Source organism: Solihabitans fulvus (assembly GCF_008386585.1).
Lineage (GTDB): Bacteria > Actinomycetota > Actinomycetes > Mycobacteriales > Pseudonocardiaceae > Solihabitans > Solihabitans fulvus.
Genome location: NZ_VUOB01000054.1, coordinates 110,157 through 131,306, shown reverse-complemented (window position 1 = coordinate 131,306; position 21,150 = coordinate 110,157). Strand labels below are relative to the sequence as shown.

Sequence of the window (21,150 nt, the reverse complement as noted above, 5' to 3'; positions counted from 1 at the left end):
CGGATCAGCCGAAGTGCGTGGACGCGTGGTCTCGGCCGACGGTGACGCCCACGTCCGCCGACTCTGCGCCCCCGTTCGACTGCGGTTCCATCCTGGCGGCGGCGGTCAGCGCGGCATACCCTGGTCTGCCCGCCACCACGACGGCCGTCAGCAGCAGCGGTTGCCGCGAGGCCAGCTGCCATCGCCCGGTCGCCACGCGCAGGCAGCCCTCGTTCGCCGGATTGACCGAGACCGTTGGCCCGGCACGGTGTCCCCCGGTGGCCGCCGCCAGTCGAAACCCTCGGGCAGCTCGATGTCCACGGTTACCGCGCCCGCGTTCCTGGCGCACACACCGACCGTCAGCTCGGCCGTCTCACCGACCATGGGAGCGCGCGACAACCGGGCCGTGACAACGAGATCCGTGCCGAACTCGCCGCGCGCGAACGGGCTTTCGCACGGTGCGGACGCGGCCGGTTTCCCGGCCACGGGAACCGTGTCGGCGCCGACGAGGCCCGTCATGCCGGCGAACATCAGGACCGCGCCGATCATCCAGGTGGTGTGCACCCCTGTCTGACGGACCGCCCGCGTCAGACGGTTGCACCGCCGGCCGATCGCCTGACGGCCCGGCGGCGGCCCGGCTCGAAGGCCAGGGCCAGCAGCGCGAGGACCGGCAGCGTGGCCCCGAAGGCGGTGACCGCGGTCCATCCGCCGAGGCGGTAGGCGAACGACCCCGCCTGCGAGCCGATCGCGCCGCCGAGGAAGAACGTGGCGATGTAGACGCTGTTGAGCCGGGCCCTCGCGGTCGAGTCGAGTTGGTAGATGGTGTGCTGGCCGAGCACGAAGGCCGCCTGCACCGCCATATCGACGAGGACGGCCGCGACGGCGAGCGCCACGACGTCGTGCCGGCCAAGGCCGGCCAGCGTGAAGGCGAGCGCCGCGACGGCGAACGCCACCCCTGTCATCGGCCGGGTCAGCCCTCGGTCCGCCCAGCGCCCCGCCAGCGGGGCGACCACCGCGCCGCCCGCGCCAACCAGCGCGAACAGGCCGACGCCGAGCTGGGAGTAGTGGAACGGCGGGCCGGTCAGCACGAACGCGATGGTCGTCCAGAACGCGCTGAACGCGCCGAACATGGCGGCCTGGTACAGCGCCCTGCGGCGCAGTGTCGGGTGGGCGCACACGAGCCGCGCGGTGGACCGCAGCAGCCGGCCGTAGCCGAGCCGGGTGCTGGGGGAGCGTCGGGGTAGCGCGGTCCACAGCGTGCCGAGCAGGACCACCATCAGCGCGGCGGACACGAGGTAGACCACGCGCCAGCTGGTCACGTTCGCCAGCAGGCCGCCCAGCGTCCTGGACAGCAGCACCCCGGCGAGCAGGCCGCTCACCACCTGCCCGACGACGCGGCCCCTGGTCGCGTCCTGGGCGAGGTCCGCGGCGAACGGAATGAGGATCTGGGCGACGACCGAGGTGGCGCCGCTGACCAGGGCGGCGACGAGCAGGACCGGGAAGGTCGGCGCGGTGCCCGCCACCACCAGTGCCGCGGTGGTGACCGTCAGCAGGACCGTGACGAGCCGTCGGTTCTCGACGCGATCACCAAGGGGGACAAGGAAAAGCATGCCGACCGCGTAGCCGAGCTGCGTCGTGGTGACCAGTCCGCCGACCGCGTCGGTGCCGAGGTGGAACGTGTCGCGCAGCGCGGCGAGCAGCGGTTGCGCGTAGTACAGGTTGGCGACCGTCAACCCGCAGGCGACCGCGAGCAGCAGCACCAGCCAAGACGGCGGGGCCGAGGTCGACGGTTCGCGGCGGCGAGGGGAGTCGACGGTGTCGGGCAGGGTCACGGGCACCTCACTGACTGGAACCGGTTTAACTGGTTCCGCCACCGTACCGGTTAAACCGGTTCTGCCGGTAGGCTGTCGGCATGACCGAACCGATCGAGCCGGCGCGGTTCCGGCAGGGCTCCGGACGGCTGTGCCTCGACTTCATCCGGACGCTGCGCCACCGGGGCACGCCGGAGGCCGACGAGGAACTGGCCGACCCCGCGGCGCTGACGGCCTGGGTGCGCCAGTTCGGACCCTGTCGACCGGACCCGCGCGAACAGCCCACCTCGGCCCACGTCCGCGAGGCCCGCGCCCTCCGCGAGGCGGTCTACGCGGTCATCGCGGCCGCGCGCGGCCCCGAGGGCGTCGGATCCTGCGGCGACGGCGCGCGGCAGCGGATCAACCGCGCCGCGGCGCGCCCCGTGCCGGCGCCGAGCCTGGATGCGTCGGGCGAGTTGCGCTGGCGCAGCGACGATCCGGTGCCGGCGACCCTGGCGCTGGTGGCCCGCGACGCGCTCGATCTCGTTGCGTCGCCCGCGATCGCGCGCGTGCACGGGTGCGCCAACCCCGACTGCGGCGCGCTCTTCCTCGACAGCTCGCGCCCCGGCACGCGGCGGTGGTGCTCGATGGACACCTGTGGCAACCAGGCCAAGAAGAACACGTTGCGTGGCAAGGTGATCACGACCTGACGCGCGTCGTGCCGCGCATTGCCCTGACGTCGACGTCAACTCCTAGGCTGACGATCCCGATGCCACCTCGGTGTCGGGTCGACCACGCACCAGATCTCGAACGGACACCGATGACACCCGCTCAGGCCAACCCCGAGGATCGCGCCGCCCTGCTCGGCCGAGACCAGAACTTCTTCGACGCGCTTGTTGCCGCTGATGCTGCCGCGCTCGGCAAGCTGCTCGCCGACGACTTCCTGCTGGTCGGCATCGCCGACGGCGCGACGGTCGGCAGGACCGACCTGCTCGGCGCGGTCTCTGCCGGTGCGGTGCGCTTCCCGGCGATCCAGTCCTTCCCCGACGAGGCGGTGGTGCGCAGGGTCGGCGACGTCGGCATCGTGGTCGGACGGACCAGGATGAACTTCGCCGACCCCGAGGGTGGCGAGTTCGCCAGCGACAGCCGCTACACCCACGTCTTCGCCCTCGACCCTGCGACGGGTTGGCGGCTGCTTTCCGCGCAGGGAACGGAGATCAAGCCGGCGCGGTGAGCCGCTCACCCGCCGAAGGTGTAGTCGAGGCCTCGGCGCTGCCTACTTGCGCTGCCTACTTGAACCGTGCGGCGTCCGCGTGCCCGTCGTCGATCAGCGCCCTGAGCCTGGTCGGTCAGCCGTTGTCGCAGGCGCTCGCCTCGGTCGCCGTGCCGGTCCTGGTCGAGTGAACAGGGTCACGTCTGCGGATCTTGCGAATATACCTTAGGGGGGTATGGTTCATCGCGTTGAACCTGAACATAAGGGGTAAGGCGATGGACGAGCACGCGCACGGCGAGACCGGGTCGCACGACGGACAGGCGGACGGCGTCGTTGCGGTGACTGCACACGGTCGACAGCACGAGGGCCACGCCGAGCACACGGCCAGCGGGACCGCCCACGCTCACGACCACGGCGACCACGGCGGACATGGTGGTGCCGGGGACCATGCCGGGCACGCTGGTCACGCCGGGCATGGTGGCCACGCTGGGCATGGTGGGCATGGGGATCACGCGGCTATGTTCCGGGACAAGTTCTGGCTGAGCCTCGTGCTGGCCGTGCCGGTCGTGGCCGCCAGCCACATGGTCGGCGACCTGCTCGGCTACCACGTGCCGTCCTGGGCGGACTGGATCGCGCCCGTGCTCGGCACGGTCGTCTACCTCTACGGCGGCTGGCCGTTCCTGTCCGGTGCGGTGTCCGAGCTGCGCGGTCGCCAGCCGGGGATGATGACGCTCGTCGCGCTGGCCATCACCGTGGCGTTCGTGGCCAGCGGGCTGACCACTCTCGGCGTCGGCGGCCTCGACCTGGACTTCTGGTGGGAGCTCGCGCTCCTGGTCGTGATCATGCTGCTCGGCCACTGGCTGGAGATGCGCGCGCTGGGGCAGGCCTCCGGCGCGCTGGCTGCACTGGCCGAGCTGCTGCCCGATGTCGCCGAGCTGGTCGGCGACGACGGCGAGGTGCGGTCGATCCCGTTGGCCGAGCTGCGTGCCGGCGACGTCGTCCTGGTGCGCTCGGGCGGTCGGGTGCCGGCCGACGGCGGCATCGTCGACGGCAGCGCCGAACTGGACGAGTCGATGGTCACCGGCGAGTCGCGCGCCGTTCGCAGGGCACCCGGTGATCGCGTCGTCGCCGGCACCGTCGCGACCGACTCCGCGATCCGGGTACGGATCACGGCCGTCGGCGAGGACACCACGCTGGCCGGCATTCAGCGGCTCGTCGCGGACGCGCAGAATTCGCGGTCCCGCGCGCAGGCGCTCGCCGACCGCGCGGCGGCCTGGCTGTTCTGGTTCGCGTTGGGCGCTGGGGTGATCACGTTCGCGGTCTGGATGGCGGTCGGCACCGCGACCACCGCGGTGGAACGCACCGTCACCGTGCTCGTCATCGCCTGCCCGCACGCGCTCGGCCTGGCCATCCCGCTGGTGATCGCGATTTCCACCGCCGTCTCGGCCAAGGCCGGCATCCTGGTCAAGGATCGTCTCGCGTTGGAGCGGATGCGCACCGTGGACGCCGTGCTGTTCGACAAGACCGGCACGCTGACCAAGGGCCGCCCGACCGTCACGGACGTGGCCGCGGTCGACGGCGCGGACGAGTCGCTCGTGCTGGCGCTCGGTGCCGCGGCCGAGCGGGACTCGGAGCACCCGCTGGCGAAGGCCATCGTGGCCACGGCGACCGCGCGGGGTGCCGTCCCGACCGCGACCGACTTCCGCTCGCTGACCGGCCGGGGCGTCCGGGCCACTGTGGACGGCAGCGAGATCGCGGTCGGCGGGCCCGCGCTGCTGCGCGAGTTCGGTGTCGAGCCGCCCGAGGCGCTGGCGCGGCACACGGACACCTGGGCCGGCCGGGGAGCTGCCGTGCTGCACGTGCTCCGCGACGGCGCGGTGCTCGGCGCGCTGGCACTGGCCGACGAGATCCGTCCCGAGTCGCGCCAGGCCGTCGACCAGCTGCACGCCGAGGGCATCCGGGTCGTGATGATCACCGGCGACGCGCGCAACGTCGCCGAGGCGGTGGCCGCCGACCTCGGTGTCGACGAGGTGTTCGCCGAGGTGTTGCCGGCGGACAAGGACTCGGCCGTGGCGGAGTTGCAGCGCAGGGGCCACCGGGTGGCGATGGTCGGCGACGGCGTCAACGACGCGCCTGCCCTGGCCCGCGCGGACGTCGGCATCGCGATCGGCGCCGGCACGGACGTCGCCATCGAGTCCGCCGGCGTGGTGCTGGCCTCGGACGACCCGCGCGGTGTGCTCGCCGCCCGCAGGCTCTCGACCGCCAGCTACCGGAAGATGTGGCAGAACCTGACCTGGGCCACCGGCTACAACGTCCTGTCGGTGCCGCTGGCCGCCGGGGTGCTCGCGCCGATCGGCTTCGTCCTGCCGCCGGCGGCAGGCGCGGTCGCGATGAGCCTGTCGACGGTCGTGGTGGCCCTCAACGCCCAGTTGCTACGGAGGGTCGACCTCCGTCAGCCGCGCGGATAGCGGACAACTGATCGGCCGGTGTGTTGCTTCGCCGCGTTGAGCGCGTCCACCGTCGTGGTCGCGCTCAACGCGCAGCCGCCGGTGCCGGAGTCAGGGCCACGGTCGTCCTGGTCACGGCTTGCGGCCGACGGCCACGTGCACGCCCTGCTGGTCGTTGCGGACACCCGGGTCGGGCCGCCACTGGGGCGCGTTGACCAGGCCGGGAGGCACCAGGTCGAACCCGTCGACCATGGCGGCGACGTCCTCGCGAGGTTGGAAGTACATGGGATCCCTGCTGTTGCGCATCGCCATGGCGGACCGCGACCATCAGCGACCCGATCGGCTCGCTGAAGTCGAGCAACCGCCCGACCGTCGGCGCGCCGCCCGGTTGGACGCGGCGATCTGCCGACCGTTGGGCTGCGCCGCGATGATCCGCTCGCCGACCGCGCGGTCGGACGCATCGACGAGAGAGATCACCTCCGAGTTGTCACGCGTTGAGGTGACAGCGCCGGTATGACCGACGGCGTGACCGGGCGCGCGGCGGGGACCTCGTCAGGCCGCCCAACCGCGAAGTGGTCCGTGATCAACTCCTCGATTCGCAGCACGGCCGTCATCGCCCCGAACGCCAGCAACCGCACCAGGTCCGCGTCGGTGTGGTCTTTCGTGCGCCAGGCGGCGACGTCTGCATCGGTGAGCCTGCCGGGCGCCAGCGCGGCCAGCATCGCGAGCCGCGCCGCCGGCCGGTCGGCCGGGACCAGCCACCGCAGCAGCCCCTGGGCCAGGGCGAACCCGTGCGGCGGATCGGCGCCGTCCCACTCGGCGACCGCACCGGCGACGGCCGCCGTGGCGTCCTCGCCGAGCAGCGTACCGCCACGTGCCGAGGCGGCCAGCAGCGCGGCGTAGGCCGTGCCGATGGCGGTGCCGGCGGCCCAGGCCGGCTCCGCTCCCGAGGGAAGCTCGGCGAGCAGCGGCAGGCTGTCCCCGGCGGACAGCGTGCGGTTGACCGCGCCCGCGAGCGTCCTGCCGGCGACCCTGCGCACCGAACGGGACCGCTGGAGGTTGCCGGGTAACAACGTCTCGGTCGTCAGGGTCGAGAACATCCGGTTCGTGAAGTGCGTCGACAGCACGGTGCCGAGGTACTCGGGGGCGAGGTCGACCGGAAACGGCAGGGCACCGGGCGGGTCGGTGGCCTTCGCCCAGGCCACGAGTCCGGCCAGCGCAGGGTCGGCGGGTGTCCTGCCGTGCAGCAGGTCCTCGGCGAGCTCGTGTTCGCCGGTGGCGTGCACGAGGATCGCGTGCGCGTCGAGGCAGAAGCGACAGCCGTTCGCGGCGGACACGGCGACGGCGACGGCCTCCTTGGCGACTCGCGGCGCGCGGCCGACCAGCTCGGACTCCCGCAACAGCGCCCACGCGGCCGCGTGCACCTCGGGCGCGGGGGACAGCATCTGGAACGCGGGCTGACCGAAGTCGGCCGAGGACTGCGCGTACACCTCGGCGACGCGGCCGGTGGCCCTCCTGCGGGGCACCGCGGCGATGTAGCGGATGGACATGTCTGCTCCGATCGGTTTCGGTCCTGCTGGTGTGGGAAGGGAGGTCGTGAGACGTTCCGAGGTGCGGCCGGGTTCGGCGGCATGTGGATCATCGTGCCGGCGAACCCGGCGGGAGTCGTCGCACCAGGGAAGACTGTTTGTCCTGCTCCCGGGGGCGTGCGGCGGTGTCGTGCTACCGCGCCGGGGACCCTGGAGTACTGCGTGGGAAGTACGGCGGATCTGCTTCCCAGGCAGGACGTGTCCGGCGCGGCGGCGATCTACGCTATGCGGTCGTGGGCACCGATCGCGGATGGCAGTGGCGCGGCCAGGACGTGGCGCTGGTCGCCGGGGTGGCCGCGCTGGTCCTCGGCAACGCCGCGCTGACCGTGGGCGCGGTCGTGGCGTACTACTACCTCGTGTTGGCGGTGAGCGCGGTGTCGCTCGCCGGGCTCCGGCGTGCGCCGCGCACCGTCCTTGGTGTCACCGCGCTCGCCGCGCTGGTCTACTTCCTCGGTGTGCGGCCGGACGTCACCTCGGCGGTGCCGGCGATGGTCGCCGTGTTCGTCCTGGTCAAGGACGGCCGCAGGCTGATCGGTGGCGCGGCGGTCGTGCCTGTGGTGCTCGGCGCGCTCGTGTTCAACCTCGCGGCCACGGCCGACCAGACGGTGCTCACGGCCGTGCAGGGCACGTTCCTGCTCGCAGGCTGGTTCGTCGCCGCCGTGGCGGCCGGCGAGGTGGCCAGGCAGCGCGCCGCTTACCTCGACCAGGTCGAGCAGCGGGCCGCCGAGGCGTTGCGCACCCGGGAGGAGGCCGCGCAGCGCAGGGCGGGGGAGGAGCGGCTGCGCATCGCCAGGGAACTGCACGACTCGCTGACGCACAGCATCTCGGTGATCAAGGTGCAGGCGGGGGTCGCCGTGCACCTGGCCCGCAAGCGCGGCGAGGACGTGCCCGACGCGTTGCTGGCCATCCAGGAGGCCAGCCGGGACGCAATGCGGGAGCTGCGCACGACGCTGGAGGTGTTGCGCGACACCGAGAGCGAGCCAGCGGGCAGCGGCCTCGACCGGCTGGACGATCTGATGGCGCTCGTGCGCTCGACCGGCCTGCCCGCCGAGTTGACCGTCAGCGGGGAGCGGCTCGAGCTGCCGGCCGAGGTCGACCGCGCGGCCTACCGGATCATCCAGGAGGCGCTGACGAACATCGGCCGGCACGCCGGGCCCGCGTCGGCGTCGATCCGCCTCGCCTACGAGACCGGCGCGCTGGTCGTCCAAGTGGACGACGACGGCGACGCGGTGCTGAAGCTGCCGCCGGTGCCCGGTATTGGCCTGGCCGGCATGCGGGAGCGCGTCGCCGCCCTCGGCGGGAAGCTGTGCGTCGGGCCGAGGCCGGAGGGCGGGTTCACCGTGCTGGCAGAGCTTCCCGTTGGGGCGCACCGTGACTGAGGGCTCCGGGAACTTCGGGAACTCCGGGGACTCCGGCAGGCGGGCGATCCGGGTGCTGTTGGTCGACGACCAGGCGTTGATCCGCGCCGGGTTTCGCGCGCTGCTCGACGCCGAGGACGACATCGAGGTGGTCGGCGAGGCGGCGGACGGTCGGCAGGGTGTCGCGTTGGCGTTGGCCCACCGGCCCGACGTGGTGCTCCTCGACGTGCAGATGCCGGTGCTGGACGGCATCGAGGCGACCGCGCAGATCGCCGCCGATCCCCGGCTGTCCGGCGTGCACGTGGTGATCCTGACCAACTACGGGTTGGACGAGTACGTCTTCAACGCCCTGCGGGCCGGCGCCGCTGGGTTCCTGGTCAAGGACACCGAACCGGAGGACCTGCTGCACGGCGTTCGCGTCGCGGCGCGCGGCGACGCGCTGCTGTCGCCGGCGATCACCAGGACGCTGATCGGGGAGTACGTGTCCAGGCGCCCCGCCGTGGCGCCGACGGGGCTCGACGTGTTGACCAACCGGGAGCGTGAGGTCGTTGGCCTGGTCGGGCGCGGCCTGTCCAACGACGAGATCGCCGCCGACAGGGTGATCAGCCCGACCACGGCCAAGACCCACGTCAGCAGGGCGATGGTGAAGCTGGGCGCGCGCGACCGCGCGCAACTCGTCGTGCTGGCCTACGAGTCGGGCCTGGTCGTGCCCGGCGGCGGGGGGATCGTCGGCCGTTAGTTCCGCTGCCGACGGGGTTTCCGCTACCGACGGGGTCATGCCTGGCTTGCGTCCGGGTGGTGCGGCCAGCCGGAACTGGTCCGGCGGCGTTCAGTCATGTGAACCGGCCGGAAGTTGTTGGGTCGCAACGGAACAAGCGGGCGAACACGACCGATCTCGCCCTGGTGGACCGGTCGTGACGACTTCGCCGCGCCCCGAATCTGTCCACATGTGTGAACACCGGTCACGAATCTGATTTTTCTTGCCTCGGTGCCTTGTCTGCGCGGCCCGCTCATGTGACGGTGGACACCACCTTCAGGGGGCCGCAACCGGTACGGCCTCCGCCGAGCTGACCGAGCCGCAGGCCCGAAGTGCCTGCGGTAGGCCGGCATTCGCGCAGCCGTCGTGGGCTGGACGCTGCGCACCAACCGTCCCACCGCCGCCGGGACGTCAACTCCGAACCCGCCCCCACTTCGACGACCCCGAAAACACCACGACCGTGCCGGCAGTCGACCCGACGAAGCCCGCTGCCGGCCAGTCCGAAACGAGGCGAGACAGCATGACGCAATCGGCGACGACGCCGGCGCGGCGGCAGATCAGCAGAACCACGCTGTACTTCTTCGGTGCCCTCGGCGGCATCCTGTTCGGCTACGACCTCGGCGTCATCTCCGGCGTACTGCCCTTCATCAGCAAGGCGTGGAGCCTCACCAGCTTCGACAAGGGCGTGGTCACGGCCAGCCTCTCGGTCGGCGCGATCTTCGGCGCCGCGTTCTCCACCAGGGTCACCGACCGGCTGGGCAGGCGGCGCACCATCATGGTGGCCGCGGTGATCGTCATCATCGGCACGCTGGCCGCGTCGTTCTCCCCGAGCTTCACCGTGCTGATCATCTCGAGGCTGGTCATCGGCCTCGGTGTCGGCCTGTCCTCCGCGACGGTGCCGACCTACCTGTCGGAACTGGCTCCCGCCAAGTGGCGGGGCGCGATGTCCGCGCTGAACCAGATCTTCATCGTGCTTGGCATCCTGATCGCGTTCCTGGTCGACTACTGGCTCGGCCCGTCAGCCAACTGGCGACTGATGTTCGCCGGCGCGCTCGTCCCCGCGGTGATCCTGTTGCTGGGACTGAGCATCCTGCCGGAAACCCCGCGCTGGCTGCTCAAGCAGGGCCGCGAGGACGAGGCGCGCGCGGTGCTGGTCAGCTCGCACGGCGGCAACGCGGACGTCCAGGCCGAGGTCGCGACCATCCGCGAGGTCATCAGGCTGGACAGCGAGCGCAAGGCCAGGGTGCGGGACCTGTTCGCGCCCTGGGTGCGACCGATGTTGGTGGTGGCCCTGTTGTTGGCCGTTGGCCAGCAGTTCAGCGGTGTGAACGCGATCAACGCCTACTTCCCGACCATGCTGATCAGCCTCGGTTTCGCCACGCAGGCGGCGCTGCTCAGCGGCGTTCTCCTTGGTGTCACGAAGTTCCTGTTCACCGCGTGGGTCGTGTTCGTGGTGGACCGCTGGGGCCGCAAGCCGTTGCTGCTGATCGGCAACGTGATCATGGTCGTGACGCTGGTCGCGGCCGGGTTCGTGGTGCTCGACGTGCACGACACGAACACCAAGGGCATTCTCATGCTAGTCATGCTGGTGCTCTACCTGGTCGGCTACGAACTGGGTTGGGGCGCGGTCGTCTGGGTGATGATGGCCGAGGTGTTCCCGCTGAAGGTGCGCGCGGCCGGCATGGGCGTGAGCGCCGTGGTGCTGTGGGCCTCCACCGGCATCATCAGCGCGGTGTTCCCGATCATGTCCGACCCCAAGGCGTTGGGCATCGGGCACTCGATGTGGGTGTTCGCCGGCGTGAACGTCGTGCTGTTCGTGTTGACCAAGTGGCTGGTCCCGGAGACCAAGGGCCGCAGTCTGGAGCAGATCGAACTCGACCTGCGCGGGCGCGGCGCGGCGAAGAACGCGGCCAAGGGCGCCGCGAAGGTGTAGCTGCGGCGGTCGGCGGGGTGTCGCGGACACCCCGCCGACCAGGGTCACGGCCGCGGCGCGGGTTCGGCCGGCGCGTCCAGCGCGGCCGGCAGGCCGAAGGCCTCGAACAGACCGGGTTCCTGGAACACCGTGTTGCGGCTGATCCCCGACGGCCCGATGGTGAACACCTGGAGCGTGTGCGCGCGGTGCGCACCGTCCTCGCCGCGCAGGTACGCGCCGACCGCGAGCTGGCCGTTGGCTGAGGTGGGGATCATCCGCCAGTCGGTGCCGCGCAACGCGAAGACGCGGGCGATGAACTCGCCGTAGGCCTGCCTGCCGACGTACCAGTTCAGCATCGGCGGCATCTCCAGGATGACGTCCTCGGCCAGCAACCGGGTCAGCGCGGGGATGTCCGCGTTCTCGAAGGCCGTCACGTAGCTGGTGACCAACTCCCGCGCTCGCGTGTCGTCGGGCTCGTCGACCTGATCCTCGCCGATCGCCGCCTCGTCGAGGCGGGCGCGGGCGCGTTGCAGGGCGCTGTTCACGGCGGCCGGCGTGGTGTCCAGCGCCTCGGCGACCTCCGCGGCGGGCCAGTCCAGGACGTCGCGCAGGATCAGCACCGCCCGCTGTCGCGCGGGCAGCAGCTGCATGGCCGCCAGGAACGCGAGCCGCAGGCTGCCGCGCGCGGCCAGCACGTTGGCCGGATCGCCGTTGGCCGCGCCGAACGCCGCGTCGGGGAACGGCTGCAACCACGGCACGTCGCCGCCATGCAGCAACGGCTCCCACGGGTCGTCGCTCGGGCCGCCGAGCCCGGACGGCAGCGGCCGCCGACCCCTGCCCTGTAGCGCGGTGAGGCAGGCGTTGGTGGCGATCCGGTACAGCCAGGTGCGCAGCGAGGCCCGGCTCTCGTCGAACCGGTCCCAGGCCCGCCACGCGCGCAGCATGGTCTCCTGGAGCACGTCCTCTGCGTCGTGGATCGAGCCGAGCATCCGATAGCAGTGCGCCAACAGCTCCCGCCGGTACGGATCGGTCCTCGCGTCGAACTCCTCGCTGGTCGACATCGCCACGCGCCTCTCTGCCACCAGGCCGAACCTGGCCGAACCTACGTCACCACCCCGGCCGGCGGCCGTCGCGGGTACATACCGAGCGGGCGGGCCGGAGTCATCGGTCCATGCGGAGAACGCGGAGAACAATGCCGAACTGGTGTGCGCCGCACCGATGAGTTCGGCGGGTGGGCCGGAGTCATCGGTCCCGGCGGAGGACAACGCTGAACCGGTGTGCGCCGGACCGATGAGTTCGGCGGGTGGGCGCGGTATGTACCGGCGAGCTCACCGGGGCTCGACGGGCCGAACGGGCCCACCGCACGACCGAGCCGAGAGGAACACCATGAACAGCCACAGCACAGCACAGGTCCTGACCGAGGACGACCGCGCCGTGCGCGCCGTGCTTGACGGCGTCTACGCGGCGTGGGTCGACAACGACGCCGACGCGTTCGTCGCGTCCTACGCCGAGAACGCGACCACGGTGTTGCCCGGTTTGCTCCAGGGCGACAGGGCGGCGGTGCGGGACCGGATGGCGGCGAGCTTCGCCGGCCCGCTCAAGGGATCGCATGCCGTCGACGAGGTGCAGAGCGTTCGCTTCTTCGGTGAGGACACGGCCGTGGTCGTCAGCAGGGGCGCCGTTGTCATGGCGGGCGAGACCGAGCCGCCCGCCGGGCGGGCGGTCCTGGCGACCTGGGTCCTGTTCAGGCAGCATGGCGAGTGGCTCGTCGTGGCCTACCACAACTGCCCGGCCGAAACCGCCTGACCGGACGTCCCCGCCCACCCCCGCGTCGGGGTGGACGGGGGCCGCAGGGCGGGCGATTTTGTTTCCAGGAAAGGGGATCCGGGCGAGCAGGGCGAAAGCTCAGTCGAGCGGTCCGTAGTCCTTGAGGCGGATGGAGTTCGCCGTCTTCTGGATGCCACCCGTGGCCATGCCCTTGCCCGGCAGATGCGGCAGCGCGCGCATGAACTGGTTGCGCAGCCAGATGCCCCGCCGGGTGCTCGGTGCGAAGCCCTTCATGCCGCCGGGCGGCCGCTTCCGGTTGGCGGCGACGTAGTCGCGCATCTCGTGCTGGTAGGCGGCGAACGCGATCCGGTGGTCGCCGTCGGCTGCGGCCAGCTCGCCGGCGAGCACGTAGGCGCCGACCAGCGCCATGCTCGTGCCCATCCCGATCGAGCCGCCGAACACGGAGTCGCCGAGGAGGGCGACGCGTCCCGTCGACCACTGGTCGACCCGGACCTCGCCGCCCCTGGTGAAGTACAGGTCCTCGGTGCGCGCCAACTGGTCGAGCAGTCCCGGCACCTCCCAGCCCGCCCCGGCGAACACCCGCGCCAGCAGCCTCTTCTGCGCGTCGGGGTCGCGCCGGTCGTAGGGCAGCTCCGGCGACAGGAACGACAGCATCGCCCGGATCTCGCCGGTGTCGCGGATGGGGTAGAGCAGGGCGACGCGGCCGCCGACGCCGTTGCCGGCCGGCAGGTTGTGCATCAGTTCCCACCCGTCGAGCCGAAGCTCGGTGCGGGCGGGGAAGTACGCCATGTAGAAGCCGAGGTCGTGGACCAGCGAGGCCTCCTCGCCGAACGCGAGCGCGCGCACCCCCGACCGCAGCCCGTCCGCGCCGATCACCACGTCGAACGCGCGCGGCGACGCGGTGCGGAAGGCGACCTTGATCCCGTCGGCGCCGTCGGACAGTTCGGTGATCTGGTCGTCGTAGAGGTACTCCACGGTCGGGCCTGCCGCCTCGCACAGGATCCGCACCAGGTCGCCACGGAGGATCTCGATCTCGGCGACGATCCCGCCGGAGTCGCCCAACGCGTTGCCCGCCAGCTGGCCGACCCGCCTGCCGTCCGGCGAGACGAAGGCGATCCCGTGAGTTTCCGTGTGGTGCGCCCGAATCGTGTCCAGGACGCCCATTCGCGCGACGGCCTCGCGGGCCGTGCCCCTGATGTCGATGGCCTGGCCGCCCGGCCGCAGCGTCGGCGCCCGCTCCACGACGGTCGGGGTGAAGCCGTGCCGGCGCAACCAGTACGCCAGCGAGAGTCCGGCGATGCCCGCGCCGGAGATGAGGACGCTGCCCCTGCTCATCGTGTCTCCTCGGTCGATCGATGGTGCGTACAGCGTATTGTCGAGCCGCGCTTCGCAGACAATTTCGACCGAAACTGGTCGGCGCACTAGTGCATTGTGCTGGGAAAACGCGGACTCTGCTACTGTTGGATGTCACAATCGCACTAGTGCACTTGAGGGTGGATGGAGACCGAAGCGCCCTACCTGCGGATCGTCGCCGAGCTCCGTGCCCGCATCGCGCGCGGCGAGCTGCGACCCGGCGAACGGGTGCCGTCCACGCGCCTGATCACCCGGGAATGGGGCGTCGCGATGGCGACCGCGACCAAGGTGATCGCGACCCTGCGGGACGAGGGTCTGGTCGACACCCGCCCCGGCGCCGGCACCGTCGTGCGGTCGACGGAGGCCGGGCACGGGCCCGCCGCGCGGAAGTCCTCGCCGCGCGACCGCGAACTCAGCCGGGACCGCGTGGTGCTGGCCGCGGTCGCGATCGCGGACGCGGAGGGGCTGGCGATGCTGTCCATGCGCCGCGTCGCCACCGAACTCGGCGTCGCGACGATGTCGCTGTACCGCCACGTGTCGAGCAAGGACGACCTGACCCAGCTGATGACCGAGGCGGTGTTCGCCGAGCATCCCCTGCCGGCGCGGCGGCCGCCTGGTTGGCGGGCACGGCTCGAAACGGCGGGGCGGCTGATGTGGTCGGTGTTCCGGCTGCACCCGTGGGCGCCCGAGGTGCTGTCCATGACCCGCCCGAGGGTGCAGCCGAGCCTGATCGCCTACACCGAGTGGACCCTGGGCACGCTGCGCGAGATGGGTTTCGGCATCACCGACATGATGCACGCGCACCTGACCCTGTTCGGCCACGTGCGCGGCCTCGCGTTGAACATCCACCCCGAGGCGCAGGCGCGCCAGGACACCGGCATGACCAACGACGAATGGATGGAAACCCAGGGCGCGCAGCTCGCCGAGGCGTTGGCCGCCGGTCGCTTCCCGGCGTTCGAGTACGTGACCCAGCAGGACTTTGACTACGACCTGGACGCCGTGTTCGAGTACGGGATGCAGCGGCTGCTCGACGGCATCGAGGCACGGCTCCGCGCCGTCACGGGGGACCGCAGGGGAGTCGCCGGCCAGCGCCGCACGCCCTGATCTCGGGCTCGCCGCAGGCAGGACCGCCCGTCACGGCACGTCGTAGCCGAACTTCCAGCGTCGGCCCTCGTCGCTGTACAGCCCGACGAACGACTCGGTGAGCACATCGTTCGCCCGCCGGATCAGGTCGGGGCCGCCGGGCAGCCCGCCGACGATCAGCGCGGCGACCGCCGAGTCCCCGTCGGCCGGCCCGAGGCTCGCCTCGGTGACCGCGCGCTCCACCCTTGGCCTGCGGTGCTGTTCGAACCGGGCGAACGCGGCGCGGTGGTCATCCTCGGCGGCGAGCAGCCCGGCCAGGTGCGCAGCGTCCTCCAGCGCCAGCGACGCGCCCTGGCCCGAGGTCGGCGGCACGGCGTGCGCAGCGTCGCCGATCAGCACCGCGCGGTCGCGGTGCCAGGAGGGCAGCGGCGCCACGCCGTACAGGCGGACCCTGGACGCCGAGTCCGTGTTGGCGATGACCGCGCCGACCGGCTTCGGGTAGCCCGCGAACCGGTCGAGCAGCTTCTCCCTGGTGACGGGCCAGCCGGGGTCGGTGTCGTGGGGCAGGTAGGTCCACCACATGATCGTCCCGGCGTCGCCGCCGCCCCAGCCGAGCAGCCCGCCTGCGCCGATCGTCAGGGTGATCGCCTCGATCTCGGCCCGGTCGAGCCCGGGGAGGGCGGCGACCCGCGTCGCTCCGGCGATGCCGACGAGCCCGGCGTACTCGGCCGTCGACCCCTGGTGCGCCACGAACCTCCGCACCGAGGAGTGCGCGCCGTCCGCCCCGACGACGAGCCGGCCCGAGGCGGTGGTCCCGTCGGCGAAGCGCAGCGTGTCGCCCGGCGCCGAGACCTCGACAACCTTTGCCCCGTAACGGATGTCGACGCCGAGCCGGCGCGCGCGGTCGGTCAGGATCCCCAGCAGCGTCGCGCGCGCCAGGCTGACGCAGGGTTGGCCGTGCACCTCGGGCTCGCTGTAGGGGAACTCGACGAGCACGGTCCCGTCCTGGCCCAGTAGCGCGTAGGTGTCGACCGTCGTCCCCGCCGCCGTGACGCGGTCGGCCACACCGGCCGCGGCGAGCACCTTCATGCCGTTGGTCGCGACGTTCAGGCCGCCGCCGATCCCCGACCGGTGCGAGCCGGCCTCGTGGACCGTGCACGGAACTCCCGACCGGTGCAGCAGGATCGCCATGGTGAGACCGGCGATGCCGCCGCCGACGATGTGCACGACCCGACCGTCTGGTGTGCTGGATTCGTCTGGCACGCGACCACCTCTCGACTTCCGTGTCCGGTGATCGGGCGCTGCGGCGGAGTTGTTGTTATACCAACCCGATCGGCGCGGCAGAACCGACGATCGGATCATCATGCGACCGCGCCCTCGATCCGGCATCTCCACCGCACTCGTCCTGGACACGTTCGAGTGGGGCCGCCAGGTTCACCGGCGGCTCAGCCAGCGGGGCGGCGGGGCCCGTCGGTGCCCGGCGCCGCGCGGTCGAGCACGGCCTCCAGCGCCACCATCCTTCGCAGCAGGTCCCCGGGGCGCGCCGTGACGGCGAGGCGATCGGCCGCGAGCGCGGCGCGAAACGCCGACACGCTCCGATCCGAGATCTGCCGCGCCTCGCGCAACAGCTCACCGGCCGCCTCCGTGTCGCCGCGATCCTGCTTCAGCAACGCCCTGGCCACCAACAGATAGCGACGCATCACGGGCGGGATCCGCTTGGGCTCGCGGATGCCGGCGAGCATCCGCTCGGCCTCGTCGATCCGGCCGAGCGAGCGGGCAAACCCCGCGGCGTCGACCCGCGCGGCCACCTCCGCACTGGCCGTCTCCAGCGCCCGAAAGCGTTCGATCGCCTCCTCGCCAGCGGCGAGCGCGCCGTCCCGGTCGCCAAGGTCCTGCGCGACCCGCGCCCGCGTGGCGGCCAGGTCGGCGCGTGCCGCGCGCTGCGCGAACTCGATGCGCGGCCGGTGCTCTGGCGGGTGACGCGGCACCGCCAACTCGTCGACCAGGTCGAGCGCCGTGGCCTCGACGGCCAGCAACGGGGCGGCGTGCGCCGAGGTCAGCTCGACGCGCTGCCCAGAAGACAGCCGGACCCGCAGCCCGCTCGGGCGGGTCGCCGCCTCGGCGCACCGTTGGGCCACCGCGTTCAGCCTGCGCACGAGCGAGTAGTCGGGCCTGGCTGGGCGGCGCAGGAACGCGTCGGCGACCCACCAGCCGAGCACCCGACGGCGGGCGCGGTCCTCGAGGGTCAGCAGGCTGGCCGCGTCGGCGCTCTGCCGCGCGGCCCGAATGCCGCTCTGGTTGCCGAGCAACACGATCGCGCCGACGGCCGCGCCGACGGTCGCCGCCGCCAGCGGGCCGTGCGCCGGGTGGAACACCCCGCCGAGGAAGAACGGCACGAGCAAGCCGAGCAGCGCGAGCCGGACGACGCCGAACACCAGCCGGACGCCGGTGCCGCCGCCGCGCCGCAGCACCGGCACGAGCGCCAGTCCGATCGCGCCGGCAGCCAAGAGGAACCGGCCGGCCGACCAGCCGGTGAGCGCGGGAATGCTGGCCCACCACGCGGTCGCCAGCTCGCCGGCCGGGCCCGCGGCGACCACCGTCAACAGCAGCACCAGGCACACGTCGCGAGTCCGCGCGGCACGGCGGTTGACTCTGGTCAGCGGGCCCCTGGCGCCCTCGTACATCAGCAGTTGCGCGCCGACCAGCAGCGCGCCACCGACGCGCAGCGTCGGGTCGGGGCCGCCGCCGGGCATCGGCACCAGGAGCACGCCGGCCAGCGGGATCAGCGCGACGGCGCGCCCGGCCAGCGCCCACAGCCCGTCGGCGAGGCCAGGCGGTTCGACCAGGTCGCCGTCGCGCGGCGCGAACCGCCCGAGGGACCCGGGCAGCGTGGTGGCGAGCCGCAGCCCCGCGCCGACCACGATCGGCGTCGCCAGCCACGCCGCCAGCGTCGGGTCGACGTGGAAGAACCCGTAGGCCACGGCGGCGCCGAGCCCCAGGTTGGCCAGGCCGGCGAGTCCGAGCACCAGCCCGAGAACCACGAGCAGCACCGTCGAAGCCGACGCGAGCGACCGCAGCGGCGCCTCCAACGGGCCCGCGGCGAACAGCAGCAACACCGTGCCGGCCACGAGATCGGCCAGGAACAGGCCAGGCACCCACAGGCTCGGACTTGCGGACCGCCCGGTCTCCCGCAGCCGCAGCTCCGCGCACAGCAGACCCACACCGATCAGCAGGAACATCCATAGCGACGGGGTTCCCGCCGTGGCCCGCGTTTCGCCGAGGAGCACGGCAATGGCATCGATTCCGTGCATTCCGCCGTTACCGCGCGGCTCGTGGACGCGGCGGACGCGATCCCGCCGTTCTCCTGAGGACTCCGCGCGGCGTCTGGCAGGGTGACCGCATGATCGGGCGGGTTCGGCTGTTCGCGGTGGTCACCGCGCTCGCGGTGGCCATCGTCGGCTGCGCGACGCCGCGACCGACGCCAGGCCCGAACGGCGGCTGGCGCGAGGTTCCGCCGCCGACAGCGGGCGCGCGGGTGCTGGCCGTGGCACGGATCGGTGCCGGGGTGCTCGTATCGGGTTCGGTGCCGGGACCGCAGAGCCGCGCCCCGGCCGCCTGGACGACCACGGACGGCACCCACTGGCAGGCGGTGGCGCTGCGCCCGAACAGCCCCTACGCCGGCCAGGCCGAGCTGACGCAGCTCGGCGTGGCCGGCGGCGAAGTGACCGCCCTCGGCCTCGCTTTCGGTGGCGCGCACGGCAATCCCCGGCTGACCGTGTGGCGCGGGACGGCGACGGAACTGGTCGAGCACGAGCAGCCGTTCGAGCTGTTCGGCGGCCCGCACGCGTTGGCGGTGAACGGGCTGGCCGCGGTGCCGGGCACGGCCCTGCTGGTTGGGCAGTGGGACGGCGCGAGCGGCCGGGCAGGCGCGACCGCGTGGACCTCGGCGGACGGCGCGCTGTGGCGCCGGCAGGCCGACGATCCTGCCCTCGCCTCGGCGGTCGACGAGCAGACCAGCGCGTCCGGGGTGGCCGCGACCTCAGCCGGGTTCCTGGTCGCGGGCCACGTGCTGCGCGGGGCCGAGCTGACCCCGTCGGCGTGGGACTCGGCGGACGGCGTGCTGTGGCGGCGGCTGCCCGTGCCGGCCGGCGGGGGAGCGGCCACCGCCGACCGCGTCGCCTGCGCGGGCGAGCAGTGCGTGCTGGTCGGCGCTGCCGTCGGCGCGCGGTGGACGGCGATGTGCTGGCCGGTGGCCTCTGGCGCCGTCGGCCAGGGCCTGCCTGGGCCGAGCGGCACGACGGTGCAGGTGTCGCAGGTGCTCTCGCGCGGCACGCGGATGGTCGCGGTGCTGCGGGTCGACGGGACGGCGCGGCTCGGGTCGACGGACCGAACCTGCGCGGACTGGCAGGACCTCACGGCGCCGGTCGGCTCCCGCGACGCCGTGCTCGGCGACCTGCCCGGCGGCCTGCTGTTGGCCACCACCGACCAGGACTCGAGCCGCCTCTGGCTCCGTTCGGACTGAGCGGATCCGCGCCGAGCACGGGTTTCACCCGCGCAGGTCGATGCTGGCGCACATGCTGGTGTATCAACTGACGGCGGAGGATCGCGAGCTGCTCGACGTGGCCGTGCGCAGGTTCCGCCGGATCGAGGTGGCCGACCACAGGCCGTTCCTCACCGATCCCGCGACCGTCGTGTTCGTCGCGCTCGACGGGAACGACCTGGTCGGCTGGGCGTGGGGGCTGCGTCAGCGGCACGTCGCCGGATACTCCCAGGTGCAGCTGTACGAGCTGGAGGTCGTCAGGGCGGCGCGCCGCCGCGGTGTCGGGCGGGCGCTGGTGACGGCGATGCTGGAGCTGGTGGTCTGCGAGGGCCATCGAAAGATGTGGCTGTTCACCGACGAGAACAACGCGGCGGCGAAGGCGCTCTACGAATCCGTCGGCGGCGGTCCGTCCGCCCACGACGACGCGGCCTACTGGTGGACGTTCGACGACGCCGAACGCCGCACGGGACAAGGCTGAGGTCCCATACCGATGTCCCGGCCGCCGAAATGTGCGGTTCGGTAGGGCCGGGGGAAGCGGATTTGGCCGAGGATCTGCGTGGGTGGCCACGACGGTGTTCCCGGTCGGTATTCGATGGAAGCCGAGGCGAATCGGTACCTGGTGGGCATCAATCACCTGCGGTGTTCGATGCCGGCTTACCCGCCGAGCGGTTGGCCGGCGTCCCCGTGGCGGCGATCACTCTTTGAGTGTTTGTGGCGACACTCCGCGATGGTGTTTGGCGCAACGCGGTTCGGCTATGTGTGAGCTGTTACGCTGCGCCCAACTTTCAACTGATTCTTTCCTGCGAGGTTTGCACATGGCACAGAAGACCATCGTCCAGCTCTTCGACGACCTGGACGGCAGCACTGGCGAGGACATCCAGACGGTGTCCTTTGCCCTTGATGGCGTTACCTACGAGATTGACCTGAGCGAGGCCAACGCTGCCAAGCTTCGCGACGGTATCGCCGAGTTCGTGGCCTCCGGCCGCCGCCTCGGTGGCCGCGCCAAGCGCGGTTCCGCCCCGGCGTCCAGCGGTAGCGGGCGCACCAAGGAGCAGACCCAGGCTATCCGCGAGTGGGCGCGCGGTAACGGTTTCGACCTCTCCGACCGCGGTCGCATTCCGGCCAACGTCATCGAGGCGTTCGAGGCAGCGCACAACTGACCTCGACTTCGTGGCGCGCGGCAGGGTCGGCGCGTCCCGCTGTGGCAACCCGAGGACACGTCGAAGCTCCTGACCCCCGTGGATACGAGCGGGGGCCAGGAGCTTCGACGTCGGTGCCTTCGGGCCGGGGTCCGCGCACCGGATTCCGTGGTGGCATTAACAGACCTGTTCACTTCGAGTG

At 72.2% G+C, this 21,150-nt stretch carries 20 protein-coding genes and 1 pseudogene; 12 read left to right on the top strand and 9 right to left on the bottom strand.

Translation table 11 applies throughout. The features are described from left to right. Positions 1 to 4 precede the first annotated feature (4 nt). A pseudogene (locus F0L68_RS45610) lies at positions 5 to 363 on the bottom strand (hypothetical protein). A gap of 22 nt (positions 364 to 385) precedes the next feature. On the opposite strand from F0L68_RS45610, the gene F0L68_RS42705 reads away from it, so the two are divergent. Further along, on the top strand, positions 386 to 553 hold the full coding sequence (locus F0L68_RS42705; RefSeq protein ID WP_188316871.1) for a hypothetical protein: 168 nt from the start codon (positions 386 to 388) through the stop codon (positions 551 to 553). Positions 554 to 566: 13 nt separating this feature from the next. On the opposite strand, the gene F0L68_RS27875 is transcribed toward F0L68_RS42705, so the two are convergent. Beyond that, positions 567 to 1,811, bottom strand: coding sequence for an MFS transporter (locus F0L68_RS27875; RefSeq protein WP_223199184.1), 1,245 nt, complete (start codon positions 1,809 to 1,811; stop codon positions 567 to 569). Positions 1,812 to 1,891: 80 nt separating this feature from the next. Between F0L68_RS27875 and F0L68_RS27870 the strand changes: the two genes are divergently transcribed. Together F0L68_RS27870 and F0L68_RS27865 are read left to right on the top strand one after the other, a co-directional pair. Next, positions 1,892 to 2,479, top strand: coding sequence for a CGNR zinc finger domain-containing protein (locus F0L68_RS27870; RefSeq protein WP_149852785.1), 588 nt, complete (start codon positions 1,892 to 1,894; stop codon positions 2,477 to 2,479). A gap of 110 nt (positions 2,480 to 2,589) precedes the next feature. Beyond that, entirely contained in the window at positions 2,590 to 3,003 is a 414-nt protein-coding gene (locus tag F0L68_RS27865) for a YybH family protein (RefSeq protein ID WP_188316870.1), read from the top strand. Between the two features lie 176 nt (positions 3,004 to 3,179). Here the strand turns inward: F0L68_RS27865 and F0L68_RS43715 are convergent, their stop codons facing one another. After that, positions 3,180 to 3,467 (bottom strand): hypothetical protein, encoded by a 288-nt coding sequence (locus F0L68_RS43715; RefSeq protein WP_223199183.1) that lies wholly within the window; start codon positions 3,465 to 3,467, stop codon positions 3,180 to 3,182. Between the two features lie 33 nt (positions 3,468 to 3,500). On the opposite strand from F0L68_RS43715, the gene F0L68_RS27860 reads away from it, so the two are divergent. Next, positions 3,501 to 5,450 (top strand): heavy metal translocating P-type ATPase, encoded by a 1,950-nt coding sequence (locus tag F0L68_RS27860; protein ID WP_223199182.1) that lies wholly within the window; start codon positions 3,501 to 3,503, stop codon positions 5,448 to 5,450. 111 nt (positions 5,451 to 5,561) lie between these two features. Here the strand turns inward: F0L68_RS27860 and F0L68_RS27855 are convergent, their stop codons facing one another. After that, positions 5,562 to 5,741, bottom strand: coding sequence for an SAM-dependent methyltransferase (locus tag F0L68_RS27855; protein WP_149852782.1), 180 nt, complete (start codon positions 5,739 to 5,741; stop codon positions 5,562 to 5,564). 161 nt (positions 5,742 to 5,902) lie between these two features. Then, on the bottom strand, positions 5,903 to 6,979 hold the full coding sequence (locus F0L68_RS27850; RefSeq protein WP_149852781.1) for a carboxymuconolactone decarboxylase family protein: 1,077 nt from the start codon (positions 6,977 to 6,979) through the stop codon (positions 5,903 to 5,905). A 272-nt stretch (positions 6,980 to 7,251) separates the two neighbouring features. On the opposite strand from F0L68_RS27850, the gene F0L68_RS27845 reads away from it, so the two are divergent. The 3 genes from F0L68_RS27845 (at position 7,252) to F0L68_RS27835 (ending at position 11,066) form a co-directional block, all read left to right on the top strand. Then, on the top strand, positions 7,252 to 8,397 hold the full coding sequence (locus F0L68_RS27845; RefSeq protein ID WP_149852780.1) for a sensor histidine kinase: 1,146 nt from the start codon (positions 7,252 to 7,254) through the stop codon (positions 8,395 to 8,397). Beyond that, positions 8,390 to 9,115 (top strand): response regulator, encoded by a 726-nt coding sequence (locus F0L68_RS27840; RefSeq protein WP_223199181.1) that lies wholly within the window; start codon positions 8,390 to 8,392, stop codon positions 9,113 to 9,115. Before F0L68_RS27845 ends, F0L68_RS27840 begins: the two co-directional genes overlap by 8 nt. 538 nt (positions 9,116 to 9,653) lie before the next feature. Further along, complete coding sequence (locus F0L68_RS27835; RefSeq protein WP_149852779.1) at positions 9,654 to 11,066, top strand: sugar porter family MFS transporter; 1,413 nt, start codon at positions 9,654 to 9,656, stop codon at positions 11,064 to 11,066. A 44-nt stretch (positions 11,067 to 11,110) separates the two neighbouring features. On the opposite strand, the gene F0L68_RS27830 is transcribed toward F0L68_RS27835, so the two are convergent. Continuing rightward, positions 11,111 to 12,106 carry a sigma-70 family RNA polymerase sigma factor gene (locus F0L68_RS27830; protein WP_149852806.1) on the bottom strand — a complete coding sequence of 332 codons (996 nt, stop codon included), beginning with the start codon at positions 12,104 to 12,106 and terminating at the stop codon, positions 11,111 to 11,113. Positions 12,107 to 12,431: 325 nt separating this feature from the next. Here F0L68_RS27830 and F0L68_RS27825 point away from each other — a divergent pair, with 325 nt between their 5' ends. Next, positions 12,432 to 12,851 (top strand): SgcJ/EcaC family oxidoreductase, encoded by a 420-nt coding sequence (locus F0L68_RS27825; protein WP_149852778.1) that lies wholly within the window; start codon positions 12,432 to 12,434, stop codon positions 12,849 to 12,851. 99 nt (positions 12,852 to 12,950) lie between these two features. Here the strand turns inward: F0L68_RS27825 and F0L68_RS27820 are convergent, their stop codons facing one another. Next, a complete protein-coding gene (locus tag F0L68_RS27820; RefSeq protein WP_149852777.1) occupies positions 12,951 to 14,168 on the bottom strand; it encodes an FAD-dependent monooxygenase in 1,218 nt (405 codons plus the stop codon). Between the two features lie 162 nt (positions 14,169 to 14,330). Between F0L68_RS27820 and F0L68_RS27815 the strand changes: the two genes are divergently transcribed. Beyond that, complete coding sequence (locus F0L68_RS27815) at positions 14,331 to 15,290, top strand: TetR/AcrR family transcriptional regulator C-terminal domain-containing protein (protein WP_149852776.1); 960 nt, start codon at positions 14,331 to 14,333, stop codon at positions 15,288 to 15,290. Between the two features lie 30 nt (positions 15,291 to 15,320). Here the strand turns inward: F0L68_RS27815 and F0L68_RS27810 are convergent, their stop codons facing one another. Continuing rightward, complete coding sequence (locus F0L68_RS27810) at positions 15,321 to 16,532, bottom strand: FAD-dependent oxidoreductase (protein ID WP_188316869.1); 1,212 nt, start codon at positions 16,530 to 16,532, stop codon at positions 15,321 to 15,323. A 182-nt stretch (positions 16,533 to 16,714) separates the two neighbouring features. Then, entirely contained in the window at positions 16,715 to 18,580 is a 1,866-nt protein-coding gene (locus F0L68_RS27805; RefSeq protein WP_149852774.1) for an amino acid adenylation domain-containing protein, read from the bottom strand. Positions 18,581 to 18,669: 89 nt separating this feature from the next. Between F0L68_RS27805 and F0L68_RS27800 the strand changes: the two genes are divergently transcribed. The 3 genes from F0L68_RS27800 to F0L68_RS27790 all read left to right on the top strand — a co-directional run bounded on the left by F0L68_RS27800 (position 18,670) and on the right by F0L68_RS27790 (position 20,969). Beyond that, positions 18,670 to 19,791, top strand: coding sequence for a hypothetical protein (locus F0L68_RS27800; protein WP_149852773.1), 1,122 nt, complete (start codon positions 18,670 to 18,672; stop codon positions 19,789 to 19,791). A gap of 52 nt (positions 19,792 to 19,843) precedes the next feature. Continuing rightward, the gene (locus tag F0L68_RS27795; RefSeq protein WP_188316868.1) at positions 19,844 to 20,287 is read left to right on the top strand and encodes a GNAT family N-acetyltransferase; all 444 of its coding nucleotides are present in this window, start codon (positions 19,844 to 19,846) and stop codon (positions 20,285 to 20,287) included. A 337-nt stretch (positions 20,288 to 20,624) separates the two neighbouring features. Then, the gene (locus tag F0L68_RS27790; protein WP_149852771.1) at positions 20,625 to 20,969 is read left to right on the top strand and encodes a histone-like nucleoid-structuring protein Lsr2; all 345 of its coding nucleotides are present in this window, start codon (positions 20,625 to 20,627) and stop codon (positions 20,967 to 20,969) included. The last annotated feature ends 181 nt before the right edge of the window (positions 20,970 to 21,150 follow it).